Raw genomic sequence first — 24,525 nt, forward strand, 5'->3', positions numbered from 1 at the left:
CTAGGCTGCTGCTGCCGGTGCTCGGTCACCGCGATCCACGGGGGTACGAATGGCCAAGACGATTTCGATGCGGTGGGTGCCGGCTTTGCTCGCCCCCTGGTGGGTGCTCGCTTCCTGTACGCCGGCGGGCAGCGACGTGCCGCTGGAGGGCGCCACCGCGGCGCAGGCGGCGATCTGCCGGCCCGAGTTCACCGTGGACAAGGAACCGTACGGGGCAGGCACGGCCTTCGTCGTCAACGGCCCGCGGCCGCTGCTGGTGACGGCCCATCACCTGTTCGGCGAAATGGGCGGGCTCGACGAGGAAATCCGCTGGAACGAGATGCCGGCCCGTGCGACCGCCGCGCACTGTGCTCAGATAAAGGGGAAGGGCGCGTGGACGACCGGCCCGGCGCTGGCGATCGCCGGCGCGCATCCGGTTTCCGCGACCTCGACCGCCGAGTTCAAGGACATCGCCGTCTTTCCGCTCGTCGGGCAGCCGGCCGGATCGCCGGGGCTCGTGCTGGCCGAAAAGGCGCCCGCGACCGGCAGCAAGGTGTGGCTGGTCGCGCAGATCAGGGGCGGCAACCCCGATGTGCTGCTGCATCGCGCAACGGTGGTGGAGTACGAACAGGGCGCGATGCTCTACGCATTCGATGACAAGCGCATCGAGCTGCAGGCGACGTCCGGCGCGCCGATCGTCGATGCGGAGGGCAGGTTGGTCGGGATCAATCTCGCCGGCACCACCGGGGAAAACCCGAACGACGTTCTGGGCGTCGCCGACAGCCTCGACGTCGTGCGGAAGACGCTTTCCGACCTGCGCGGCTAAGGGCGCGACGATGGGCGCGGGATGGTTGGGCGCACGCCACGCACGCCGCGCCCGGCGGTCGCAACCGCGGCCATCCCCGGCGGGAAGGCGGCTTGTGCCGCCCCCGCTATTCTGTCGCGAATGCTTGATTTCGTTGGTCGGGGCGACAGGATTCGAACCTGCGACCCCCACACCCCCAGTGTGATGCGCTACCAGGCTGCGCTACGCCCCGACCGAGCGCCGCCCTCTAGGCGCGTCGCGCGCCGCTTGCAAGCGCTAAGGACGCCCGGTTGCCACAGGGGCGTGCGCATGATAGCGCGCGCCGCTTGAACGGCCCGGCTCTCGCGGCCCTATTTCATCAGGTTTCCAAGCACCCATGCTCGTTCCCAAAGCCTTCGCCCAGTCCGCCGGTACGGCCGCCCAGGGCGGTGCATTTGCGTCGTTCGTGTCGATCGCGCCGCTGATCCTGATCTTCGTCGCCTTCTACTTCCTCATGATTCGGCCGCAGTCGAAGCGGATGAAGACGCTGCAGACCGCGATCGCCAATCTGAAGAAGGGCGACCAGGTCGTCACTTCGGGCGGCATCCTGGGGCGCGTCACCCGCATCGAGGATGCGGTGGTCGAGGTCGAGATCGCGCCGAACACCCGCGTGCGCGTGGTTAAGGCGACCATCTCCGAAGTGACGGTGCCGACCGGCGCCAAGCCCGCGAACGACTGATGCTCGACTTCCCGCGCTGGAAGGTCCGGGCCATCTGGCTCGGGATCCTCGTCATGGTGCTGCTCGCGGTGCCGAGCCTGCTGCCGGAGCGCGTCCGCGCCCAGATGCCGGGCTGGGTGCCGATGCAGACGATCAACCTGGGTCTCGACCTGGCCGGCGGCAGCTACATCCTGCTCGAGGGGAAGACCGCCAGCGTCGCGACCCTGCGGCTGGAGCAGATGCGGGAGCAGGTTTCGACCGAGATGCGGCGCGCCCCGCGCGTCCAGATCGGCGACATTTCCACGCGCGGCGGACGCCTGTCGTTCATGGTACGCGACGTCGCCCAGGTGGACGCGGCGCGCGAGAAGCTGCTGTCGATCACCGGCGGCGGCGCCGGCCTGACCGGCCAGCGCGAATGGGACATCCAGGTCCTCGACCAGACGCGCTTCGTGCTGACCCAGACCCAGGCGGGCCTGAGCCAGGCGACCGAGCGCGCGATGGACGATGCGACCGAAGTCGTGCGCCGTCGCATCGACGAGCTCGGCACGCGCGAGCCGACCATCATCCGTCAGGGTTCGAACCGCATCGTCGTGCAGGTGCCGGGTCTGGACGATCCCAAGGCGCTGAAGGAACTGCTCGGCAAGACCGCGCGGCTGGAGTTCAAGCTGGTCGACACCACCGCCGATCCGGCTGCGGTCGCGCGCGGCGACGCGCCGGTCGGCAGCCAGATCCTGCGCTATCAGGGCACCGGCCAGCCGATCGCGGTCAAGCGCAACACGATCATTTCGGGCGATCAACTCGCCGATGCGCGTCAGGCCTATGACCAGAACGGCGCGCCCAACGTCGACATCACCTTCGACAGCGTCGGCGGCCGTCGCTTCGCGACCGTCACGCGCGAGAACGTCAACAAGCCGTTCGCGATCATCGTCGACAACGAGGTGATCTCGGCGCCCAACATCAACGAGCCGATCCTGGGCGGTCGCGCTTCCGTCTCGGGCGGCTTCACCGTCGACAGCGCCAACCAGCTCGCCATCGCGCTGCGTTCGGGCAAGCTGCCGATCGACTTGGCGGTGGTGCAGGAAAGCACGGTCAGCCCGGAACTCGGCGACGATTCGATCCGCGCCGGCATCCTGGCGTCGGTGATCGCGGCCGTCGCCGTGATCGCCTTCATGATCCTGACCTACGGCCGGTTCGGCATCTATGCGACGTTGGCGGTGGTCATCAACGTGCTGGTGATCCTGGCTGTGATGGGCATGCTGCGTGCCACGCTGACGCTGCCGGGCATCGCCGGCTTCGTGCTGACGATCGGCACCGCCGTCGACGCCAACGTGCTCATCAACGAGCGCATCCGCGAGGAGCGGCGGCGCGGGCGCAGCGTGATCCAGTCGCTGGAGCTCGGCTACAAGGAAGCGAGCCGCACGATCTTCGAGGCGAACGTGACCCACGCGATCGCGGGGCTGATCATGCTGCTGCTCGGCTCCGGCCCGATCCGCGGCTTCGCGGTGGTGCTGCTGCTCGGCATCGCGACCTCGGTGTTCACCGCCGTCACCTTCACGCGCATGCTCGTGTCGGGTTGGGTTCGCAGGAACCGGCCGACCGAGATCCACATCTAGGACGCCCCCCATGCGCCTTTTGAAAATCGTCCCCGACAACACGAACATCCAGTTCGTCCGCATCCGCCATATCGCCTTCGTGGTGACGGCGCTGCTGACGATCGCGGCGCTCGGCCTGGTGTTCGCGCGCGGCCTCAACTTCGGTGTCGACTTCGTCGGTGGCGTGGCGATCGAGGAGAAGTTCGCGACCGTCCCGCCGCTCAGCGAAGTGCGCAGCGCCGTGGACGAGTTGAACGTCGGCGAGGCGGCGCTCCAGCAGCTGGGCAGCGATCCGAACACCTTCTCGATCCGCCTGCCGTTGGCGGACGATGCTCCGGAAGGCGCGGCGGATGCCGTGGTCGAAAAGGTGAAGGCGGGGCTGGCGGCGAAGTTCCCGGGCGCGACCTTTTCCAACTACACCACGGTTTCGGGCAAGGTGTCGGGCGAGCTGATCCAGAACGGCGTGCTCGCCGTGGTGCTGGCGGTGTTCGGCATCGCGGTGTTCAGCTGGTTCCGCTACGAATGGCAGTTCGGCGTCTCGACCGCGGTGGCGATCCTGCACGACGTGCTGATGACGCTGGGCTTCTTCGCGCTGACCCAGATGCCGTTCGACCTCAACATCGTCGCGGCGGTGCTGACGATCATCGGCTATTCGATCAATGACAAGATGGTGATCGACGACCGCATCCGCGAGAACATGCGCAAGTTCCGCAAGATGGACATGCCGCAGCTGATCGACCTTTCGGTCAACGAGACGCTGCCGCGCACGGTGATGACCTCGCTGACCATCCTGCTGGCGCTCGGCTCGCTGCTGATCTTCGGCGGGCACGTGCTGCGCGGCTTCACCTCGGCGATGATCCTGGGCGTGATCGTCGGCACCTATTCGTCGATCTACGTGTCGTCGTCGCTGCTCATCACCCTCAAGCTGAAGGCCGGCACCAAGGTCGGTTCGTCCGAGCCGACCGCGGCGGAACGCGCCGAGCGCGCCCCGCGCTGATGCGCCTCGACAAGGCAGGGCGGGCCGAAGGGCCGACGATCTCCGGTATCGTCGGTCGCGGCTTTCGCGTGGACGAGGGCGTCTACGAGGGCCTGCTGATCACTCCCGAGCGTGCCGGCGGCTGGTCGCCGCCGCCGCTGGCCGAGCTGAGCCCGGACGCGCTGGCGCCGCTGCTCGCGCTCGATCCGCTTCCCGAATTCCTGATCCTCGGCACCGGCAGCCGCATGCTGCGCCCGGCACCGACGCTGGTTGCCGCGCTGGAGGCGAAGGGCGTCGGCGTCGAGGCGATGGACAGCCGCGCCGCGGCGCGCGCCTGGGGCGTGCTGCGCGCCGAGCTGCGCTGGATCGCCGCCGCGCTCTATCCGCTCGACTGAGCGTTCCTAACCAGCCCTGACAGATGCGCGTAGAGCGCGTCGCGGTTCGCCTCCCAGCTGAACCGCGCCGCCGTCTCGCGCACCTCCGCGGCGGGCGGCGGGGCGGCGAGCAGCGCGGCGATCCCGTCTGAGAAGGCCGGTGCGGTGCGCGCGACGATGCGGCCGGCGGCAGGGCGGGTCACCACCTCGCGCGCGCCGCCGGCGTCGGGGATCACGATCGGCGTGCCGCTGGCGAGCGCCTCGACCCAGGCATTGGCGAGGCCTTCCGAGCTGGAGGCGAGCGCCATCACGTCGGCGGCGGCGAGCAGCGCGGGCAAGTCGGCGTGCGGCATCGCGCCGGTGAGGCGGATGCGGTCGCGCGCCGGGCCGGCGGCGATCTGCGCTTCCAGTCTCGCGCGTTCCGGGCCTTCGCCGGCGATCCACAGCGCGACGCCGGGCAGCGCCGCCACCGCGTCGATCGCGATCGCGTGGCCCTTGCGCGGGATCAGCGCGCCGAGCGAAACCACCAGCGGACCGGCGATGCCGAGCTGCGCCTTGGCGGCGGCGCGGTCGAGCGTGCCGAAGCGGCTGCGATCGATGCCGGTCGAATGGACGCGGATGCGGTCGGCGGGCATGCCGAGCACGCCCATGTCGGCCGCCATCGCTTGCGACACCGCGAGCAGCCCGTCGGCGGCGCGCCCCGCGGCAAGCACCTGGCCGGCGGTGGCGGGGGCGCGGCCCCAATGGTGGACGTCGGCGCCGCGCGCCTTGATCGACACCGGCACGCCGAAGCGCTGGCCGAGGGCGATCGCGGCGGGGCCGTCGGGGAAGAAGAACTCGGCATCGATCACGTCGAAGGCGAAGCTGCGGCGGATGCGCGCCAGCAGCGGCGTGAGCGCCCGGGCAAGCAGCGGCGCGTGCCAGCGGCCGCCGGTGCCGGGCAGGTTGGCGAAGCGCGGGCGGTGGAGTTCCACGCCCTTCCACGTCTCTTGGCGGGGGAGCGCGGCGAGGGGGGCATAGGGGCCCAAGCGGGAGAGCGGGAAGGGCGGCAGGCCGACCGGCGCCACCACGCGGAGATCGACGTCGGGATGCGCGGCGAGGCCGAGCGTCTGCCGCTCGACGAACACGCCGAAGTTGGGGCGGCTCGCGTCGGGGAACAGCGTCGAGAGGGTGAGCACGCGCAGCATCGCTGCTGGCTAGCGCGGCAGGGCGGCGGCGTCACTACTCGCTGTCGGGGTGGGCGACGCTCCGGCCTCATGGCGGTTCGGCTGGAAGCACGGGCGTTGCGGCGCTGGATGCCAGCCTTCGCTGGCATGACGGGGGGGCGGGTTGTGGTGTGTTGTTGGGACCGTAGCGGGTGGCGTGCGCGCCGCCGGCCCCACCCGCTCGTCATCCTGACGGAAGTCAGGATCCATTGCCGTTACCGCTGGAGGCCCCAGCGTTGCGGCAATGGATGCCAGCGTTCGCTGGCATGACGACACGGTGGGCGAGGCGAGCGCAACGCGCACAGGTGATCTGGGAACCGAACCACCGACCTCCTGCGCGTGCGACCCTGGGCTCCCGCCTGCGCGGGAGCACGAGACCGCGGCAGCCCCGTCTTCGCGGCGCGCCTTGGCGTTACGCCTCCAGGCTGTGCTCCAGCGTGATCTCGGCGTCGAGCAGCTTCGACACCGGGCAGCCGGCCTTGGCCTCCTGCGCGATCTTCTCGAACTGATCCTGCTCGATCCCCGGCACGCGTGCCTTGAGCGTCAGCGCGGAGCGGGTGATCGCGAAGCCGTCGCCGTCCTTGTCGAGCGTCACCTTCGCGCTGGTGTCGAGCGTGCCCTCCTCGAACCCCGCCTTGGCGAGCGCGAAGCTCAGCGCCATGGTGAAGCAGCTCGCATGCGCGGCGGCGATCAGCTCCTCCGGATTGGTGCCGGGCGCATCCTCGAACCGGGTGGCGAAGCCGTAGGGCTGGTCGGAAATTGCCCCCGACTGGGTGGACACCGTGCCCTTGCCGTCCTTGCCGAGGCCTTCGTAGCGTGCCGAACCGCTGCGGATCATGTCGTGCTCCTTGTTGTGGGTCGGACACGAAAACGGGCGGCGGAACCCGTCGTTCCGCCGCCCGTCCGTTCGGTCTTTCGCGTCCGCTACCGGCTTAGCGGCACTTCTTGCTGCCGCTGCGCTCGATCTCGCGGCCCGCGACCGCGCCTGCCGCCGCGCCGAGCAGCGTGCCGACGGTGCGGTCGCCGCGGCTGTCGATCGTGCGGCCGACCAGCGCACCGGCGACGCCGCCGACGACCAGGCCGGTCGTGCCGTCGGGCTTGCGGCAATACTGGCGGCCGTCGCGGCCCTTCCACTCGCGATACTTGTAGCGCTTGTGCGACTGTGCCGACGCCTGATCGGTCGGGACGACGACGGCGGCCGGAACCGCCAGCGACAGCGCGGTGAGCGCGAGAACCATGTTACGCATCAGATAATCCCCATCGTCGAATTGCAGCCCTATAAACGCAGACTCGACGTGGCAGTTTCATGAACGAAACGATGTGCAACGTTCATGTTGGGGCAAAGGGACCGATCGCGCATGACTCCACCGCTTCCGTCCGACCGCCAAGCGGCAGCGCTGATCGCGCGGCTGGCGCTGGCGCCGCATCCGGAAGGCGGCTGGTATCGGGAGACCTGGCGCGCGCCGGACCTCGCCGGCGCGCGGGGTGCTGCCACCGCGATCCTGTTCCTGCTGGCGGCGGGCGAGCGCTCGCACTGGCACCGGGTCGACGCCGACGAGCTGTGGCTGTGGCACGCCGGGGCGCCCCTTGCGCTGCTGCAGGCGCAGGGCGATGCGGCGCCGGTTTCGCGGATCGCGCTCGGCGGCGACGTGCTCGCCGGGCAGCAGCCGCAGGCACGGGTGCCCGCCGGCTGGTGGCAGGCGGCCGAGGCGGAAGCAGGCTGGACGCTGGTCAGCTGCGTCGTCGCGCCGGCGTTCCGCTTCGAAGGCTTCGAACTGGCGCCGCCGGGCTGGGCGCCCGATCAGCCGAGCGGATAGCGCGCCACCGCTTCGTAGCGCGCGCCGTCGCGGCTGAGCATGCTTTCGAACAGCAGCAGATGGCCGAGCGTAAACGGTTCGCTGGTCAGCCCGGCGTGACGGGCGAGGAAGCCGTCGACCGGTCCGGCCGCGGCGCCGGTGCGCGCGAGGGTGATATGGGGATGAAAGGCGCGGCCTTCGCGCGGGAGCCCCAGCCGGGCGAGCGCCTGGTCGACCTTGCGGTGGAGCGAAGCGACCGCGTCGTGCGGCTGTACCCCGGCCCATAGGGTGGTGGTGCGCCCCTGCCGGTCGAAACGGCCGACGCCGGCGAGGCGCAGCGTCACCGCCGGCGCATGGACCTGGCCGAGGGCGACCGCGATGTCCTCCGCCACCGGCCGCTCGACGGCGCCGATGAACCGCAGCGTGAGATGGAGCTGCTCGTCGTCCTGCCAGCGCGCGTTCTCGACCCCGCCCATCAGGTCGAGCAGCTGCTGCCGGATCGGCGGCGGCGGGCGCAGGGCGACGAACAGGCGATGCATGACAAACTGTTGCTAGACCCGTCCGCCGCCGCCGGCCAGCCCGCCAGCGGGTTGAATTCCGACCCCGCGGGGGCATATGAAAGGCTGACCGGCACCATGCCGGTGAAAAGGAGTTTTTTCGAGATGGCTAACTGGTCGGATCCCCGAACGACCGCCGCGCCGTTCGCGACGGCCGCATCGCGCGCGGAGGCGTATGATGCGGGGCTGCGGTCCTACATGCTTTCCGTCTACAATTACATGGCGTCCGGCGTGCTGCTGACGGGTATCGTCGCGCTGCTGTTCTCCTGGGGCGGCGCGAACTCGCCGGCCGCGGCGGTGTTCCTGTCGCCGGGCCCGCTCAAGTACCTCATCATGTTTGCGCCGCTGGCGTTCGTGATGGTGCTGAGCTTCGGCATCCAGCGGCTGTCCTACGGCGCCAGTCAGGCGATCTTCTGGGCGTTCGCGGCGGTGATGGGCCTGTCGATGTCGACGATCTTCCTGGTGTACACCGGGGCGTCGATCGCGATCACCTTCTTCGCGACCGCGGTGGCGTTCCTGTCGCTGAGCCTGTGGGGCTACACCACCAAGAAGAACCTGTCGGGCCTCGGCACCTTCCTGATCATGGGTGTGGTCGGCCTGATCGTGGCGATGCTGCTGAACCTGTGGTTCCAGTCGCCGGCGCTCAACCTGGCCATCAGCGCGATCGGCGTGCTGCTGTTTGCGGGCCTGACCGCCTACGACACGCAGCGCATCAAGAGCATGTACGCCTATGTCGCGGGCACGGACATGATGGGCAAGGCGGTGATCATGGGCGCGCTGTCGCTCTATCTCGACTTCGTCAACATGTTCCAGTTCCTGCTCTCGTTCCTGGGCAGCCGCGACTAAGTCGCCTGCTTCGGACACGCGGTTCGGGGGCCCGGCGGAGCGATCCGCCGGGCCCTTTTGCGTCCAGCGGTTGGTCGCGCCCGGAACGCGGGGCCGCGCCGCTCGTTTTTCCTGTCCGATCATGAGGAGGATAGGATGACCGCGGACAACACGTCGATCGACCCGAAGGCGCTCGACAGCATTTCGGTCGCTCCAGAGGATCCCGGCAAGCAGCGGAACGATGCCGGCCACGACGAGTCCATTCACGAGCGCCTCGAGCGCAACCCAGAGAGCAAGGAAGCGCGGCTCGACCGCGGGCTCGACGAGTCGATGGACGCTTCGGACCCGCCCGCCTCGACCCAGCCGGTGCACAACCAGCAGCCCGCGCCCTCGTCCGGCTACGACGCCGACGCCGAGCGCAAGCTGGCCGAGAACAACCAGGGCTGACGTCCGGATTCCGGTGCTCGGGGGAGAAGGACGCTCCCCCGGGCACCGGACGGCTTTTCGATCTGCCGCCCGGCACATGGGGCTTCCCCCCGTGTGCCGGGCGCGGTAGCGTCCGGAGCATGGCTTTTCCGCTGTGTGTCCGCCTGTTCCGGGCGGTGGTTGCGTTCGTAGGCGTCGTGATGCTGGCGCTGGCGGTCCCTGCGCAGGCGGGGGTGACGATCAGCTTCTGGTCGCACGAGTTCGGCAACGAATTCCCTCACGCCTTCTTCGTGCTCGAAGGCACGCCCGATGCGGGGGGCGCGCCGGTCGAGGCGAGCTACGGCTTCACCGCCAAGGCGATCACCCCGGCGATCCTGATGGGCAGCGTGGCGGGACGGATCGACGTCACCAAGCGCAGCTACATCGAGCGCAGCGACGTGCATTTCTCCGTCACGCTGACCGACGCGCAATATGCGTCGGTGCTCCAGCTCGTCGAGGAATGGGGCGAGAACGGCGACCACCATTACAACCTCAACCGGCGCAACTGCGTGCACTTCGTGGCCGAGGCGGCACGGCGGGCGGGGCTGACGGTGGTCGAGAACCCGAAGCTGATGAAGAAGCCGCGGTCGTTCGTCCATTCGCTCGAGCCGATGAACGAAGGACGGGTGCGGGTGCTGGAGACCGACGGCCGGGCATTCTATGCGCTCGCGGATCGCACGGTGGCCCCGGGCGGGGCGGTGCCGGTGGCGCCGGTGCCGGCCGAAGTTGCGCCCGACACGCCGATGGCGGCACCGGCCGACATCGACTAGGCGGCCGTTCGTCTCCGTCATTTGCTTCTCTCGTCATGCCAGCGGAGGCTGGCATCCAGACGCGCTACGCTCGTGAGGCTTGGAGCAATCCGACATCCAGCGGGGACATCACGACCTTCCCCAACTCGTCCGCCCCGAGGTACCGTCGAGCTTGTCGGGACGGCGTATCGAGACGTTGTCGCGTCCGGCTCTCTCGATACGGGCTCTCGACAAGCTCGATCCCTACTCGAGACGAACGGGAAAGATGGGGCTGTCGACGTAGGCGTTGCGGCAATGGATCCTGACTTTCGTCAGGATGACGAGTGTGGCGGGGCGGGCGGCCCTCACCGTCGCAAGGCGACGATCCGCCTCAGGCCAACGCGGTCGAACGCGGCGACCAGCAGCGCGTAGAGCAGCGCGCCGCCGGTGATTAGCGTCAGCAGCCGCGGCAGCGGCGGCCAATCGCTCGCCAGTCCGCGCGCGACCAGCACGGCTGCCGCCATCGTCCCGGCCAGCGCCAGCGGCCGGGCGACCGCTCGCCACTGTTGCGCCACCGGCAGCCCCGCGACGCGGGCGAGGACGGTCGCGCCGGCGGGTAGCGTCACGAGCATCCGCGCGCTGAACGCCGCCACCGCGGCGACGAACCCCAAGTCGCGCGTCAGCACCACCGCCGCCACCGCGAAACCGAAGCTGACCGCGGCGTTGAACACCAGCGGGCCCTGAACGCCGAGCGTCAGCATCAGCCCGGGACTCAGCACGCGTGTCAGCCGCAATCCCCAGAACAGCGCGAGCAGCTGCACCGCGGGGACCGCGGCGTGCCAGCGATCGCCGAACACCAGCGGGATCGCGTCGCCTGCCACCGCGGCGAGGCCGAGAAACACCGGCAGCACGGCGAGGGTGATGGCGTGGGTGCCGACCTCGAACAGGCGCGCGAGGTCGTGGCCGGCGCGGTGCGCGCGTGCGAAGAAGCTGAGCGACACCCGGCCGATCGACGCGGTGATCATCGCCCCGAGCTCGTCTACCAGCCGCATCGCGAAGTTGAGCAGCCCCAGGTCGTGCAGCCCGTGGAACTTGCCGAACAGCAGTACGAAGCCGCGCACCGCGAGCGCGGTGAGCGCCGTCTCCGCCATGATCAGCCAGCCCATGCGGAGCAGCGGCAGCAGGCTGGCGTCGAACCCGCGCCAGCGCGGCAGCCGCGGCTGGGTGCGCCACAGCAGCGCCACGCTGGCGACGCTGCCGGCGAGGCCGCCGGCGACCAGGCTCCATGCGCCGAGCCCGGAGGCGGCCGCCGTCACCGTTGCGGCGATGCTCACCGCCTTGAACCACAGCATGCGGAGCGCCAGGCTGCGGGTGCGCATCTTGCGGGTGAGCAGCGCGGTCGGGAACTGCACCAGCGCCTGGAGGAGGCAGTCGAGCGCCTGCACCGCGACCAGCCAGAACAGCAGCGGCGCGCCGTAGAACCGCGCGAGCGGCGCGGCGAGCAGCCAGCAGGCGGCGGTGGCGACCGCCCCGAGCCCGAGCAGCACCCAGAAGCCCTGGTCGCTCAGCCGCGGCGTCAGCGATGGCGTGCGCAGCATCGCCTGCGGCACGCCGGCGAAGGCGAGCAGCTGGACGATCGCCACCACCGCGAAGGCGACCGAGGCGAGGCCGAAGTCGGACGGGGTGATCAGCCGCGCGACGATCAGCGTCGACAGCAGCGTCGCCGCGGCCGAGAACAGGCTTTCGGCGGCCGCCCAGGGCGCGGCGCGGCGCAGGCGCGCGAGCAGTCCCTCGCGCGCTCCCCCGCGGCGGCCCAAGCTGACGGTGGTCAGGCGCCGGCCCCGGCGTGGGAGAGCGCGGCGGCGGTGAGCCGGCGCGCCTTTTCCAGCCCGCGGCCGAGCAGCCAGCGAGCGCGCTCGCCGCCGGTGAGCGGTTCGAGGCTGCGGCGGGCATGCTCGATGGTGGAGCCCTGCTGCACCTCCATCACCGGGAAGGGAAACACGGCGCGGATCGGCATGCCGTGCGCCCAGAAACGGTCCATCTCGTCGTCGATCGGCCGCTCGACGCGTCGGATCGAGCGCCGGAAGCGCGCGGCGCCGCGGCGGGTGAGCAGATAGGCCTGGGTGCCATAGGCCTTGCCCGAGAAGCGGGCGATATGGCGCTGGAGGAAGGGCGCCTCGTTGCGGATGCCGGCGGGCACCTTGGCGTAGAGGCGCAGATAGTCGAGGTTGCCCATCGCCAGCACCGCCGAATCGAGCCGTGCGAAGAACTCGGGATCGAGCAGCAGGTCGTCCTCCAAGACGAGCAGCAGGTCGTCCGCGTGGTTGAACAGGAAGTCGCCCCACAGCGCCCAGTGGCTGGCGAAACAGCCGAGCTCGCCCGGCGTGAGCACGCGCCCGCGGGCGATGCGCGCGCGCGCAGGATCGTAGGGCAGCTCGGCCGGCGGCGTGCGCCAGGCGTCGTAGAAGCGCCACGCCAGGCCGGTCGCGTCGAGCTGCGCCGCCATGCGGGCGCGACGCTCGGCCGATTCCCGAAGGCTGATGACGCGGACCATCACCCGCGGCACGGCGTCGCCGGTGCGCGTGCCGACCTGCCTCATCGCCCGCGACCCGGCGCGCGGCGGAAATGGCTGTGCGCGAACCCGGCGGCGCCGGCGAGCTCCCACCACAGGGTCGAGGGACGCGTGCGGATCCGGCGCGGCAGCCCGGCCCAGCCGCGGAAGGCGGCGCGCGGCGCGCGGTCGTGGAGCAGCAGCTTGGCGTGATAGGCGCCGCGGCCATAGTCGTAGGCGCGGAACAGCCCGCCTACGTCCGCCGCCTTGCGCCCGTGGTGGTGCGACACGACGATGCTCGGGTCGTAGGCGCCCGCCCAGCCGCGCAGGCTGCAGCGGCAGGCCGCGTCGATGTCCTCCGCCGCGAAGCGCGCGCCGCTGCCGAACCGCGGGTCGAACCCGCCGATCGCGTCCAGCGCGACGCGGCGGAACGCGAGATTGGCGCCGCGGATCGCACCGGGCGGCAGGTAGCGGCCGGCCGGGAAGTCGCGCGGCTCGGTCGATTCGTTGATCGTCGCGGGATAGTCGGCGGGGTCGTGCAGCAGGATGCGCCCGCTGACATAGCCGAGGTCGGGCCGGGCGAAGGCGGCGACGGTGCGGGCGAGCAGCTGCGGATCGACGTAGCAATCGTCGTCGGTGAAGGCGATCAGCGCACCCTGGGCCGCCGTCAGCCCGGCGTTGCGCGCGTTGCCGAGCCCCGGGGTCGCCGCGTGGACGTAGCGTACCGGGAAGCGGGCGCCGGCGGCGAAGGTCTCGATCACCGCGCGCGTGGCGTCGGTCGAGCCGTTGTCGACCATCACCAGCTCCCAGCGCCCGGCGAAGCGCAGGCCCGCCACCGCCGCCAGACAACCGGCGAGCTGCGGCGCGCGGTTGCGCGTGCAGACGATCAACGAAATGTCCAAGCCGTGTCTCCCCCTGTGCGAGCGCCGCTCGTCTAGCGCGGCGGCGGGGAGAGAGGGGGCGTGTTGCGCCCGAAACGGCGGCGATGCGCCTCCGCGGGAAGCAGGGAGGGCGCGCTCCCCTCCGAAGCGGTGCTTTCGCCGCGCGCGGCGCCGCTGGCGACCCGCTAGGTGGAGCCGAGGCCGGCGGCGAGGGGGACGGGGATGGGGGGAACGGGACTGGCGGTGCTTGCCGCAGGCACGATCGCCGCCCTCGCTCCCCCCGCTCCGGCCGACGATCTGGCTGAGGAAGCTCCCGACCGGCTGCGCCTCGGCGTGGAGATGCGCGTGCTGTACGACGACAACATCCTGCGGCTGGATGAGGGGCGGGCGGCACCGCCCGACCGCAGCCGCGACGACGTGCGCACCACCGTCGCGGCGGTGGCGGACGTCGCGCAGCGCGTCAGCCGCCAGCGGCTGTTCCTGCGCGGGGCGGCCGGCTACGACTTCTATGCCAGGAACCGCTTCCTGCGCCGCGAGCGGATCGATGCGACCGGCGGGGTCGACTGGCGGGTGGGATCGCGCTGCGATGGCGAGGCGTCGCTCGGCTACGGGCGCGGGCAGACCAACCTGGAGGAGCTGGGCGCGCTGGTGCGCAACACCCGCGACAGCCGCACGCTGCTGCTCGACGGCGGCTGCACGATCGGCGTCGGCTGGCGCCCCGAGGTCGGCTATCGCCGCCGGAGCGTCGACAATAGCGCGCCGGTGCGCCGGCGCAGCGACCTGGAGGCGGAGCGCGTGTCCGCCGGCCTCGCCTACGGCCGCAGCGAGCGACTGACGGTGGCGCTCGCGGTCGCCCGCGAGCGCCTCGACTTCCCCCACCGGCCGCTGGGCGACCGACGCCACGACGCCACGCGGCTGGGCAGCGCGGTCGCGCGAGTCACCTGGCGCGGCGGCGGACTGATCGCGGGCGGCACGCTCGGCTATGCCGAGGCCGACAGCCGCGGCGTGGAGACGCGGGACTTCGCCGGGCTGGTCGGCGGCGCCTCGCTCGCCTGGTCGAACGGCGGGCGGCTGCGGCTCACCGCCGCGCTGCGGCGCGACCTCGACGCGAGCGGCGACGTCGCCGCGGGCTATTTCGTCGCCGATCGCGGCGAGGCTGCCGCACGCTACCGGATCGGCCGCGCCGTCGACGTCGAGCTCGGCGGGCTGCTCGAGCGTCGGCGGTTCCGCGCGGTCGATGCCGCCAGCGTCGGCGCACGCAGCTTCGACCGCAGTGTCGAGCTGCGCGCGGCGCTCGGCTGGTCGCCGGTCGACCGCGCCCGCATCGGGCTGGAGGCGGTCCATGCGCGCCGCACCACCGACGCGGCGTTCGGCACCTATCGCAGCACCCGGGGGCAGCTGGTCCTCGGGCTAGCGTTCTGACGGAGAGGGGGAAGAATGGGCAGCGCGAACTGGAGAAGGTGCGGCGCGGCAGGGCTGCTGGCGGCGCTCGGCGGCGCGGGCGGTGCCGGCGCGCAGGTGCAGGGGCTGGTCCCGGTGCAGGCGCCGGTCGCCGCATCGGCATCGGCATCGGCCTCGGAGCCGATCTCGTCGGAGGCCGGCTACGCGCTCGGGCCCGACGACCAGATAGAGGTGACGATCTATGGCCAGCCCGACATGCCGCTGCGGCTGCGGATCAAGCAGGACGGCACCGTGTCGCTGCCGCTGATGGGAGCCGTGGTCGCCGCGGGCGAGACGCCGGTCGCGCTTGGCGAGAAGATCCGACAGCAGCTGGTCGGCGGCGGCTATCTGCGCGAGCCGCGGGTCAACGTCGAGGTGACCGGCTATGTCAGCCGCAGCGTGACGCTGCTCGGTGCGGTGATCCGGCCCGGCATCTACCCGGTGCAGGGCAGCCAGCCGCTGTCGCGCATCCTCGCCACGGCGGGCGGGCAGCGCGACGGCAGCGAGACGGTGGTGCTGCGCCGGGGCGATGCGCCGCCGCAGCGCTTCGCGATCGCCGAGGTGGCGGCGGGCGGTGCCGGCGATCCGGCGCTGCAGCCCGGCGACCTGCTGTTCGTGCCGGAGGCGGAGCGTTTCTACATCTATGGCCAGGTCCGCCAGCCGGGCAGCTATGCGATCCGCGGCGGCATGACCTTCCGCCAGGCGCTGTCGCAGGGCGGCGGCCCCAACGACGCCGGCACGCAGAACCGGATCCGCCTGACCCGCGGCGGGGCAGAGAGCGCGATCGCCGATCTCGACGCGCGGATCGAGGACGGCGACGTGATGTTCGTCCGCGAGCGGCTCTTCTAGCGCCGCGATGCTCCCGGCCAGACAACACCCGACCAGCCAACACCCGGTCCGCCAGCACCCGGCCGCGGAGCGCCCGGCGGTCGCGCCCGCAGCGCTGCGGCTGCGACGGGCGGCGCTCGCCGTGCTGTGGCTCGCGGTGCTGTTCAACATCGCGCTTGCCTGGGTCAACGCGCAGTTGCTGCCGATCGGCGGCACCGTGGTGGTGGCGATGCAGGGCATGGTGATGGCGCTGGCGCTGGCGGTCGGGCTGCTGCACCGGCGCGGCGGCTGGCGGCGATGGGTGGGGATGCTGGCGGCGGCGGCGATGCTGTGGCTGCTGCTGTGCGTCGTGCGTCAGTCGATCGAGCTGCGCTTCCTGGGCGATGCGGTGCTGATCCCCGCCTTCGCGCTGCTCGGTACCTGCCTCGCCCCGCGCGACCTGCTGCGCTGGCTGGTTGCCGCGCAATGGGTGATCGGCGCGGGTGCGGCGTGGGAGCTGGTGCAGCCGGCGAGCTTCGCAGGCACGTTCAACGTCACCGGCTATTACGTGAACACGCGCGGCCTCGCCGCCGACAGCTTCTGGTCGGAGGGGGGCGAGGGGCTGTTTCTCAACGTCGAGCGGCCGACCGGGCGCAACCTGCTTCCCTCGACCGGCTTCAACCGCGCCACCTCGGTGTTCCTGGAGCCGGTGTCGCTAGGCAACTGGACCAGCGTCGTGCTGATCGTGCTGGTGCTGTGGTGGGGGCGGATGGGCCGCGGCACGCGGGCGCTGCTGATCGCGAGCGACCTGTTCCTGCTGTTCGCCTGCGACGGACGGTTCGCGCTGGTCTGCGCCGCCGGCATCCTGCTTGGCCTGCCGTTCGGGCGCTGGGCACCGCGCGGCTGGCCGCTGGTCTATCTGCCGGCGATGATCGCGACGCTGTTCGCCCTGCGCGCGGCGGAGCTGCTGCCGCGCGGCGGCGACACCTTTGCGGGGCGGCTGCGCAAGGGCGTCGACTATCTCGGCCAGCTGCGCCTCGCCGACCTGCTCGGCGCGCAGCCGGGGGCGCAGGTCTATGCCAACGCCGATGCCGGCTGGGCCTATCTGCTCCAGTCGCAGTCGCTGATCGGCTTCCTCGCCTTCTGGCTGCTGCCGGTGCTGATGGCGCGCGAGCGCAGTTCCGAGCTGCGCCGCTTCGCCAATGCCACCGCGATCTATTTCGCGCTGTGCATGCCGATCAGCTACTCGTTCGTGTCGATCAAGACGGTCGCGGTGGTGTTCGCGCTGTTCGGCTGCCTGCTCGCCGCCGCGCACCGTCCGGTTTCCGCAACGGGACTGTCCGGGCTGCCGATCCACCCGCGCGCGGGGCGGGCGCGCAGTCAGCCACCGCGCGCGCCGCGGCCGGCGTTCGGCTGATGGGAGCGCCGCCCCCGCGACCGGCGATGCGCCGCAACCCTGCGGTGGCGGATGCGATCGGCGCCTGCCGCGCGCACCTCGTCCATGCCGCGGTGTTCAGCGCGCTGCTCAACCTGCTCTATCTCGCCCCGTCGCTCTACATGCTCCAGGTCTACGATCGGGTGGTGCCGACCCGCGGCGCGGCGACGCTGGCGATGCTGACGCTGATCTTCCTGGCGGCGGTGGCGACGCTGGGGATGCTCGACCTGCTGCGTACCCGGCTGCTGATCCGTGCGAGCGCGCGGCTCGACCGGCTGCTGGGCGCGCCGCTGATCGTCGCGCTGCTCCACGCGCCCGATGGCGAGGGGCGCGGTGGGGTGCTGCTGCGCGAGTTCGACACGCTGCGCCAGACGATCACCGGGATGGGCATGATCGCGCTGTTCGACGCGCCGTGGTCGCCGATCTACCTGGCGGTGTGCTTCCTGCTGCACCCGGCGCTGGGGGCGCTGGCGGTGGCGTGTTCGGCGGTGCTGCTGGGGCTGACCCTGCTCAACGAGCGCGGCAGCAAGGCGCTGGTGCAGGACGCGTCGGCCGCGCAGCAGCACGGCTATCAGCGGGTGGAGGCGAGCCTTGCCGCCGCCGGGACGGTGCGCGCGCTGGGGATGCAGGCGGGGCTGCTCCAGCTGCATCTGCGCGACCGGCAGGTGGCGCAGGCGCTGCAGATGCGCGCGGCGTTCGTCGGCGCGCGCTATCTGACCCTCGCGAAGACGGCGCGGGTGGCGATGCAGTCGCTCGCGCTCGGGCTGGGTGCGCTGCTCGCGATCGAGCAGCAAATCTCGGGCGGGGCGATCTTCGCCGCGTCGCTGCTGATCGCGCGCGCGCTGGCGCCGATCGAAGGGATCACCGCCGCCTGGCGCACGATGATCCAGGCGCGGGTCGCCTATCGCAACCTGCTGGCGCTGTTCGCGGCGGGCGTGGCTGAGCGCGGCCGGACCCAGCTGCCGCCGGTGCGCGGGGCGATCGCGGTCGAGCGGCTGTCGGTCGCCGATCCGCAGGGCGGGCGCGTGGTGCTGCACGGCGTCGGGCTGCGGATGGAGGCGGGGGAGATGGTGGGGGTGATCGGGCCGAGCGGCGCCGGCAAGTCGACGCTGGTGCGCGCGCTGGTCGGCGCACAGCCGGCGGCGGGCGGCTGCGTGCGGATCGACGGCGCCGCGCTCGCCGACTGGCCCGAGGCGCAGCTGGCCGAGGCGATCGGCTACGTCCCGCAGGCGCCGACGCTGTTCGCGGGCACGATCAAGCAGAACATCGCGCGCTTCCGCATCCCGGAGGGCGGGGAGGGGACGGCGCTCGACGGCGAGGTGATCCGCGCCGCGCAGCAATGCGGTGCGCACGGCTTCATCCTGCGTCTGCCGCACGCCTATGACACGATGCTGGGGTGGAATGGCGCCGGGCTGTCGGTGGGGCAGGCGCAGCGGATCGCGCTGGCGCGGGCGCTGTTCGGCCGGCCGCGCATCCTGGTGCTCGACGAGCCCAATGCCAGCCTGGACGGCGAGGGGGAGGCGCAGCTGATCGCCGCGCTCGCCGAGCAGAAGCGCGCCGGGGTCACCATCGTCATCGTCGCGCACCGCACCGGCATCCTCGCCGCGAGCGACAAGCTGGCGGTGCTGCGCGACGGCCGGCTGGAGATGTTCGACACGCGCGAGGCGGTGGTGGCGCGGCTGGCGGGCAAGCGCGCGATTCCGAACCAGGCGCCCGCGGCGGCGGGTGGTGCGGCGTGAGCCGGCTGCCGCGCATCGTCGGTGGGGCGGTGGCGCTGGGGCGGCCGCCGGGCGCGGCGCTTGCGGAGGCGGCGAGCCTCGCCGACGACGTGGGAAGCGACCTGCGGATCGGATGGCTGCTGGTGCTGCTGTTCTTCGGCGGGTTTCTCGGCTGGGCGGCGATCGTGCGGCTCGATGCCGCTGCCTATGCCGGCGGCACGGTGGCGGTGGCGGGCAACCGCCAGGCGGTGCAGCACGACCAGGGCGGCATCGTCGCGGCGCTGCACGTGCGCGAGGGGCAGCGGGTGGCGCAGGGCGCGGTGCTCGTCGAGCTGGCGGGCAGCGACACGCGCTCGCTCGAACGATCGCTGACCGCGCAGGCGATCGCGTTGCAGGCGCAGCGCGCGCGCCTTATCGCGCAGCTGGCCGGCACGCCGCTGGTCGTGCCGGTGGCCTTTGCGCAGCTGACCGGGGACGACCGTGCCGAGGCCGAGCGTGCGATGGCGCTCCAGCGGCGCGAGTTCGCCGCGGGCGCGGCCGCGCTTGCCGACCAGCGCGTGGTCGTCGGGCAGCAGGGCGCTCAGCTGGCGTCGCGCAGCATCGGCATCCGCGAGCAGCTGCGCGCGATCGAGGATCAGCAGCGGCTGCTCGACGAGGAACTGCGCGGGATGCGCTCGCTCGCAGCCAAGGGGTTCGCGAGCGGCAATCGCATCCGCGCGCTCGAACGCAACGCCGCGGCGCTGGCGGGCGAGGCCGGGCAACTGCGTGCCAGCGACGCCGAGGTGCGCGAGCAGATCGCCGAGAAACACCTCCAGAGCCGCTCGCTCGCCTCCGACGACCGCCGCACGCTCACCGACCAGCTGCGCACCGCCGAGTTCGCGCTCAACGACGTGCTTCCGAAGCTCGCGGCGGCGCGGGCGGCGCTCGCCAACACGCGGGTGCGCGCGCCCGCTTCGGGCCAGGTGGTCGGGCTGACCGTCCACACCGTCGGCGGGGTGATCGGCGCGGGCGAGCGGCTGATGGAGGTGGTGCCCGACCGCGCCGGCCTGGTGATCGAGGCGCGGATCGCGCCCGACGACGCCGACGATCTCGCCGTCGGCCAGCAGGCGGAGCTGCGCTTCCCTGCGCTCCACGCCCGCACGCTGCCGACGATCCTCGGCACCATCCGCCGCCTGTCGGCCGACAGCTTCGAGGACCCGCGCACCGGCACGCGCTATTATACCGGCGAGGTGGTGGTGCCGGAGGCGGGGCTCGCGAGCATCCGTCGCCACGCCGCCGGGCGCGAGATCAAGCCGGGGTTGCCGGTCGAGATCCTGGTGCCGCTGCGCCGCCGGACGCTGCTGCAATATCTGCTCGAGCCGCTCGACCAGAGCCTGTGGCGGAGCTTTCGCGAGCATTGATCGCGCGTAACCCTCGCTTCGACTTGACCGCTGCCCGTACAGCGGCAACACTTCCGCATGAACGGGGCAAACCCGTCGAGGAGAGGATGAAGCATGAAACTGCCGATCGACTCACCCAAGGACATCATGTCGCCGTCGCTGGCGCGGAGCTTTTTCGTGTCGGCGGTGCTGGGTGCGGCGATCTGGTCGGTGGCGTTGCTGGCGATATTCTGAAGGCTCGGCGGCTCGCGGCGTCGGAAGCGATAGTCGGCTAACTGTAAGAAGCGGCGCGTTCGGATCTCGTCCGCGCGCGCTCCGACGCGGCGATGACGTCACGGAGCGTCGATACTCTTTCGCCCCCCATCGATCGGCATTCCGCCCCGTTTCGGCCAGGAAAGTGGCGGCGGGCGCGACCGCCTTCTCGACAGATGCGCTCGACGGGTGCGGAGGCACCGCGACGCGATACGTAGAGCGAGCGGCGCCACGTTGACGCTCGGCCTACCCTGGCGCTTGAGCGCGTTGGCGGGACCTATCCCGCTGCCGACCTAGCGGCTGGGACACGCGAGACGTTGTTCCGAAATCGTCGGCTCGTTCAGAATGGATGCGGATGGGTCCGGCGTGCACCCAAGTCCGCTGGCACCTCCCCGACCATCGGCTAGGCTCTGCATCGGAACATCGACAGCAGCAACGGCAGGTGCGCGATGGGGGATGCTGCACGGCTCTATTCGGCCAGGACTTGGTTTCTGTCGTCGTCGGGCGATCGCCTGAAGGGGGCGCGCCGGAGGCTGCGACTGTTCTCCGGTGCGCCCGGCGAGAACTTCGCCTGGGCGCGCGATGCGGGGGAGACCCCGTCCGTACGGGCGAACCCCGCGCGGCCAGCGATTGCGCTCCCCGTCTATGGGTGCAGTCCTACGGCCGGCCGCGCGCGGGCGTACGGGCGGGTAGGCGTGCGGCGGGGTGTTACCCCCTCTCCGCCGCACGCCGCCGTTCGGACCCGGCCTCGCCGCGAAGCCGTTCCACCAGTGCGCTTCCGGCCAGCGGGCGCTTGTTGAGGTGCGCACGGAGGCGGGGCACCGCGCGGCTTTCCGGGCAAGCGATCCGACGCCGCTGCTGACTGTGGGGTCACCTGAGGGCGCGCCGCTTACCCGCGGCGCTGCCGACACGGAGGATGTACATGTACGGGGCGGGCGCACCGCGGAAGGCGCAGTTCCGCAGGACGGGGCGGGTTGGCAAGCGCCGGCGGTCGCGCGCTTGCCGCGGCTCGACGGGGCACCCCATGCCGCTGCCCCGGCAAGCGTTCCTCCCACGCCCGCGGGGGCGACATTTCACGGCCTTCGCGTCGTGCACGTCGTGCGGCAATTCGCCCCCGGCGTCGGCGGGATGGAGGAGTTCGTCCGCCTACTCGCGCTGCGTCAGCGCGCGGCAGGGATGGTCGTGCGGATCGTCACGCTCGATCGCATCTTCGACGAACCTGCGGCGGAGCGGCTGCCGGCGCGCGACCGGATCGGCCGGCTGCCGGTGACGCGGCTGCGCTGGTGGGGATCGAAGCGCTACCCGATCGCCCTCGGCGTGCTGCGCGCGCTCGACGGCGCCGATCTGGTGCATGTCCATGGCGTCGACTTCTTCTGCGACTTCCTGGCCGCCACCCAGCCGCTGCACCGCCGGCGGATGGTGCTGTCGACCCATGGTGGCTTCTTCCACACGCGCTTCGCGTCGCGCGCGAAGCGGCTGTTCTTCGCGCTGGTCACCCGCTGGAGCCTGCGGCGCTACGCCGCGGTGATCCCGTCGAGCCTTGCAGACGAGGCGCAGTTCCGCGCGATCCGCAGCGCAGGGTTGGAGACCGTCGAGAACGGCGTCGACCTGGCCAAGTTCGACGGCTGCGCCGATCCCGCCGCGCGCGCGATGCTCTATTTCGGACGGCTCGCCCCCAACAAGGGGCTCGAGCGGCTGATCGCCTGGTTCGCCCTCGTGCATCGCCGCGACCCTCGCTGGCGGCTGATCGTCGCCGGCCGCGAAATGGGCGTGCAGGCGGCGGCGCTGCGCGTCCGGGCGCGGGCGGAAGGCGTGGGCGAGGCGGTGGAGGTGCACGCCTGGCCCTCCGATGCCGAGCTGCGCGCGCTGATCGGGCGCAGCAGCGTCTATGTCTGCGCATCGGACTACGAAGGGTTCGGGCTCGCTGCGGTCGAGGGGATGGCTGCGGGGCTCTATCCGCTGTTGCGCGACATTCCTGCGTTCCGCCGCACGCTGGCACGCACCGGCTACGGCACGCTGTGCGACTTCGATCCCGATCCGGCGGCGGTTGCAGAGACGCTGGATCGGGTCTTGGCGGCACTCGCTGCCCCGCTTGGTCCGGCGGAGCGGCAGCGCCGGCTCGCGCCGTTCGGCTGGGAGGGGGCGGCGACGGCGATCGGACAGATCTACCTACGCGCGCTCGGGCGCAGCCGGCGGCGGATCGGCCGGGTGTCGATCCACGTCTCTTGCGCGCACGGTTTCCAACGGCTGGTCGACCGCACGCTGGCCGATCCCGCGCGGCCGCCGCTGTTCGTCGCCTTCTGCAACGCGCACACCGCCAACACCGCGGAGCGCGATCCCGCCTTCGCCGCGGCGATCGCCCGCGCGGTGGTGGTCAACGACGGCGCGGGCGTCGACCTCGCCAGCACGCTGTTGTTCGGCGCGCCGTTCCAGGAGAATCTCAACGGCACCGATCTGATGGACCGGCTGTTCGAGCAGACCGAGCAGAGCCTGCGGGTGTTCCTGCTCGGCAGCCCGCCGGGCGTCGCGGAACAGGCGGCGCGACGGCTCCACGCCCGCTTTCCGCGCCACCGGGTGGTGGGCACCGCCCACGGCTTCTTCGCCGAGGCCGAGGTGCCGGCACTGCTCGCACGCATCCGGGCGAGTGGTGCCGACCTGATATTGGTCGGCATGGGCCATCCGCGCCAGGAGATCTGGTGCGCCGCGCACTATCGGGCGTTGGGCGGGATCACCATCGCGGTCGGGGCCTATCTCGACTTCCTGGCGGGCGAAGTCCCGCGTGCGCCGCGCTGGGTACGCCGGCTGCGCGGCGAATGGCTCTACCGGCTCGCCCAGGAACCGCGCCGGCTGTGGCGCCGCTACATGATCGGCAACGTGGTGTTCCTCGGCCGGCTGTTCGCGCAATGGTTTGGCGGCGCGAGGATCTGACCGAAAGGGGGAGGCTGTTTCGCGGGGACGCAGGCCTAAGTCTTGAGGGATTGCTGCGGTCGTGGCGGTGCAATCTAGGCCGTAGACTCAGACCTTGGCCCCCGACCGAGGCCGGGTGGAGTGCACCGTTCGACGGGGTATCCTCGGTTTCCTGTTGTCCACGCTGGCCGCAGCAAGTCTGTCTCCGCCGGCGGAGACGTTCGCGGGGCAGCTTCGTGCGGCGATCTGGAGCGATCTGCAACGCAACGCGATGCAATGCAATGATCGGGGATAGTAGCTCGCCAGCGTCGCTGTGGTACAATGCGGGTCCGGGAGGCGCGAAAGCACCTGATCTTCACATCCAAGATATGTCCTGGGGCAGCAATCTCAAAGGATATCGCTGTTCCTTCACCCTGTTTCGTGACGACGGCGTACGAACAATCTTCAACGAAGCGGCCCCCGATCGGCTTCTTTGCCGTGCGCAGGTTGTTCGCCGTAAAGAATCTGGCAAATGGACGGTGAAGCATCAATCGCCGCGCGTCCAACGGCACAGCAAGACGGACATGCCATGCAAAGCTGTACCTGCAAGCTGATCCCACACGACCGACGTTACGACCGAGCAAAGCGTTGATTCAGCGTCGGCATGAGCCGAGATGACCTGACTGATTACGAGTGCCGCGTGATCGAGCCGCTGCTGCCCGATAGGCCACGCGGTGTCTCGTGCGTTGATGATTGGCACGTGCTGAACGGCGTATTTGGGGTGTTGCGATCCGGCGCGACCCGCCTGAGCGCTGCGGCCCGCATACCACCTGCTACAGCCGCTTGATCCGATGGCGGCAGGCTGGCGTCTGCGACCGCCTGTGGGGGGCGATAGCGGCTGAACAGGGGAAAAGGGCGCGCTCGTAATGCCAGCCAGCGTTACTGCGCATCTATCCCCTGGCGATGCGGATGCGGATGCCGGCGACAGCGAGGCGGTGGCGGATGCGGATGCCGATGCCGGCGACCGCGAGGCGGTGGCGGATGCAGGTCGCCTGCATGGCAGCGATCAGCGTACTAGTGGAGTCGGAGAACACCGTCGTCGGGCGCGCGCCGTCTAGGCCGACGCGGAGGAGCCTCGCATCATGCCGGGCCGGTTTCGGCCGCAGACGTCGCCGCC

The 24,525-nt window shown here is 71.3% G+C and carries 23 protein-coding genes, 1 tRNA gene and 1 pseudogene; 16 read left to right on the top strand and 9 right to left on the bottom strand.

The window, feature by feature from the left end:
- Positions 1-136: 136 nt before the first annotated feature.
- Positions 137-805, top strand: a complete 669-nt coding sequence (locus ACBY01_RS13555; protein WP_416461433.1) for a S1 family peptidase — start codon at positions 137-139, stop codon at positions 803-805.
- A gap of 134 nt (positions 806-939) precedes the next feature.
- Here the strand turns inward: ACBY01_RS13555 and ACBY01_RS13560 are convergent.
- Positions 940-1,016: transfer RNA gene (locus ACBY01_RS13560), tRNA-Pro, on the bottom strand.
- 144 nt (positions 1,017-1,160) lie between these two features.
- Here ACBY01_RS13560 and yajC point away from each other — a divergent pair.
- The 4 genes from yajC to ACBY01_RS13580 are packed head-to-tail and all read left to right on the top strand — an operon-like array spanning position 1,161 to position 4,444.
- Positions 1,161-1,502, top strand: a complete 342-nt coding sequence (gene yajC, locus ACBY01_RS13565) for a preprotein translocase subunit YajC (protein WP_416461435.1) — start codon at positions 1,161-1,163, stop codon at positions 1,500-1,502.
- Positions 1,502-3,094: a protein translocase subunit SecD gene (secD, locus tag ACBY01_RS13570; RefSeq protein ID WP_416461436.1), complete on the top strand. Its 1,593-nt coding sequence runs from the start codon at positions 1,502-1,504 to the stop codon at positions 3,092-3,094. The genes yajC and secD overlap by 1 nt, the downstream gene beginning before the upstream one ends.
- 10 nt (positions 3,095-3,104) lie before the next feature.
- A complete protein-coding gene (gene secF / locus ACBY01_RS13575) occupies positions 3,105-4,070 on the top strand; it encodes a protein translocase subunit SecF (protein WP_416461437.1) in 966 nt (321 codons plus the stop codon).
- Positions 4,070-4,444, top strand: a complete 375-nt coding sequence (locus tag ACBY01_RS13580; RefSeq protein ID WP_416461438.1) for an Mth938-like domain-containing protein — start codon at positions 4,070-4,072, stop codon at positions 4,442-4,444. Before secF ends, ACBY01_RS13580 begins: the two co-directional genes overlap by 1 nt.
- On the opposite strand, the gene ACBY01_RS13585 is transcribed toward ACBY01_RS13580, so the two are convergent.
- The 3 genes from ACBY01_RS13585 to ACBY01_RS13595 all read right to left on the bottom strand — a co-directional run bounded on the left by ACBY01_RS13585 (position 4,429) and on the right by ACBY01_RS13595 (position 6,875).
- Positions 4,429-5,610 (bottom strand): glycosyltransferase, encoded by a 1,182-nt coding sequence (locus ACBY01_RS13585; protein ID WP_416461439.1) that lies wholly within the window; start codon positions 5,608-5,610, stop codon positions 4,429-4,431. The genes ACBY01_RS13580 and ACBY01_RS13585 overlap by 16 nt on opposite strands.
- Positions 5,611-6,040: 430 nt before the next feature.
- Positions 6,041-6,466: an OsmC family protein gene (locus ACBY01_RS13590; protein ID WP_416461440.1), complete on the bottom strand. Its 426-nt coding sequence runs from the start codon at positions 6,464-6,466 to the stop codon at positions 6,041-6,043.
- 94 nt (positions 6,467-6,560) lie between these two features.
- Complete coding sequence (locus tag ACBY01_RS13595; RefSeq protein ID WP_416461442.1) at positions 6,561-6,875, bottom strand: glycine zipper 2TM domain-containing protein; 315 nt, start codon at positions 6,873-6,875, stop codon at positions 6,561-6,563.
- Between the two features lie 111 nt (positions 6,876-6,986).
- Between ACBY01_RS13595 and ACBY01_RS13600 the strand changes: the two genes are divergently transcribed.
- Positions 6,987-7,445 (top strand): cupin domain-containing protein, encoded by a 459-nt coding sequence (locus ACBY01_RS13600; protein ID WP_416461444.1) that lies wholly within the window; start codon positions 6,987-6,989, stop codon positions 7,443-7,445.
- Here the strand turns inward: ACBY01_RS13600 and thpR are convergent.
- Entirely contained in the window at positions 7,430-7,963 is a 534-nt protein-coding gene (thpR, locus tag ACBY01_RS13605) for an RNA 2',3'-cyclic phosphodiesterase (RefSeq protein WP_416461445.1), read from the bottom strand. The two genes, ACBY01_RS13600 and thpR, sit on opposite strands and share 16 nt — an antisense overlap.
- A gap of 123 nt (positions 7,964-8,086) precedes the next feature.
- Here thpR and ACBY01_RS13610 point away from each other — a divergent pair, with 123 nt between their 5' ends.
- The 3 genes from ACBY01_RS13610 (at position 8,087) to ACBY01_RS13620 (ending at position 10,041) form a co-directional block, all read left to right on the top strand.
- Entirely contained in the window at positions 8,087-8,827 is a 741-nt protein-coding gene (locus tag ACBY01_RS13610; protein WP_416461446.1) for a Bax inhibitor-1/YccA family protein, read from the top strand.
- Between the two features lie 135 nt (positions 8,828-8,962).
- The gene (locus tag ACBY01_RS13615) at positions 8,963-9,253 is read left to right on the top strand and encodes a hypothetical protein (RefSeq protein ID WP_416461447.1); all 291 of its coding nucleotides are present in this window, start codon (positions 8,963-8,965) and stop codon (positions 9,251-9,253) included.
- 119 nt (positions 9,254-9,372) lie between these two features.
- Complete coding sequence (locus ACBY01_RS13620) at positions 9,373-10,041, top strand: hypothetical protein (protein WP_416461448.1); 669 nt, start codon at positions 9,373-9,375, stop codon at positions 10,039-10,041.
- Between the two features lie 323 nt (positions 10,042-10,364).
- Here ACBY01_RS13620 and ACBY01_RS13625 read toward each other — a convergent pair whose 3' ends face one another.
- The 3 genes from ACBY01_RS13625 to ACBY01_RS13635 are packed head-to-tail and all read right to left on the bottom strand — an operon-like array spanning position 10,365 to position 13,452.
- Positions 10,365-11,816 carry an oligosaccharide flippase family protein gene (locus tag ACBY01_RS13625; protein ID WP_416461449.1) on the bottom strand — a complete coding sequence of 484 codons (1,452 nt, stop codon included), beginning with the start codon at positions 11,814-11,816 and terminating at the stop codon, positions 10,365-10,367.
- Positions 11,817-11,827: 11 nt separating this feature from the next.
- A complete protein-coding gene (locus ACBY01_RS13630) occupies positions 11,828-12,598 on the bottom strand; it encodes a glycosyltransferase family 25 protein (protein ID WP_416461450.1) in 771 nt (256 codons plus the stop codon).
- Positions 12,595-13,452: a glycosyltransferase family 2 protein gene (locus ACBY01_RS13635; RefSeq protein WP_416461451.1), complete on the bottom strand. Its 858-nt coding sequence runs from the start codon at positions 13,450-13,452 to the stop codon at positions 12,595-12,597. The genes ACBY01_RS13630 and ACBY01_RS13635 overlap by 4 nt, the downstream gene beginning before the upstream one ends.
- A 201-nt stretch (positions 13,453-13,653) precedes the next feature.
- Between ACBY01_RS13635 and ACBY01_RS13640 the strand changes: the two genes are divergently transcribed.
- The 7 genes and pseudogenes from ACBY01_RS13640 to ACBY01_RS13670 form a co-directional block, all read left to right on the top strand.
- On the top strand, positions 13,654-14,853 hold the full coding sequence (locus ACBY01_RS13640) for a hypothetical protein (RefSeq protein WP_416461452.1): 1,200 nt from the start codon (positions 13,654-13,656) through the stop codon (positions 14,851-14,853).
- Positions 14,854-14,868: 15 nt separating this feature from the next.
- Complete coding sequence (locus ACBY01_RS13645) at positions 14,869-15,720, top strand: polysaccharide biosynthesis/export family protein (protein WP_416461453.1); 852 nt, start codon at positions 14,869-14,871, stop codon at positions 15,718-15,720.
- A gap of 7 nt (positions 15,721-15,727) precedes the next feature.
- A complete protein-coding gene (locus tag ACBY01_RS13650) occupies positions 15,728-17,095 on the top strand; it encodes a polysaccharide biosynthesis protein GumE (RefSeq protein ID WP_416461454.1) in 1,368 nt (455 codons plus the stop codon).
- Positions 17,096-17,121: 26 nt separating this feature from the next.
- Positions 17,122-18,852 carry a type I secretion system permease/ATPase gene (locus tag ACBY01_RS13655; protein ID WP_416461455.1) on the top strand — a complete coding sequence of 577 codons (1,731 nt, stop codon included), beginning with the start codon at positions 17,122-17,124 and terminating at the stop codon, positions 18,850-18,852.
- Positions 18,849-20,231, top strand: a complete 1,383-nt coding sequence (locus tag ACBY01_RS13660) for an HlyD family type I secretion periplasmic adaptor subunit (RefSeq protein WP_416461456.1) — start codon at positions 18,849-18,851, stop codon at positions 20,229-20,231. Before ACBY01_RS13655 ends, ACBY01_RS13660 begins: the two co-directional genes overlap by 4 nt.
- A 1,329-nt stretch (positions 20,232-21,560) precedes the next feature.
- Positions 21,561-23,390 carry a WecB/TagA/CpsF family glycosyltransferase gene (locus ACBY01_RS13665; RefSeq protein WP_416461457.1) on the top strand — a complete coding sequence of 610 codons (1,830 nt, stop codon included), beginning with the start codon at positions 21,561-21,563 and terminating at the stop codon, positions 23,388-23,390.
- 622 nt (positions 23,391-24,012) lie between these two features.
- Positions 24,013-24,230: pseudogene (locus ACBY01_RS13670) on the top strand (transposase); the annotation flags it as partial.
- Between the two features lie 68 nt (positions 24,231-24,298).
- Here ACBY01_RS13670 and ACBY01_RS13675 read toward each other — a convergent pair.
- Positions 24,299-24,442, bottom strand: a complete 144-nt coding sequence (locus ACBY01_RS13675) for a hypothetical protein (RefSeq protein WP_416461458.1) — start codon at positions 24,440-24,442, stop codon at positions 24,299-24,301.
- Between the last annotated feature and the right edge of the window lie 83 nt (positions 24,443-24,525).

It is taken from the genome of Sphingomonas mangrovi, assembly GCF_047975845.1.
Lineage (GTDB): Bacteria > Pseudomonadota > Alphaproteobacteria > Sphingomonadales > Sphingomonadaceae > Sphingomonas.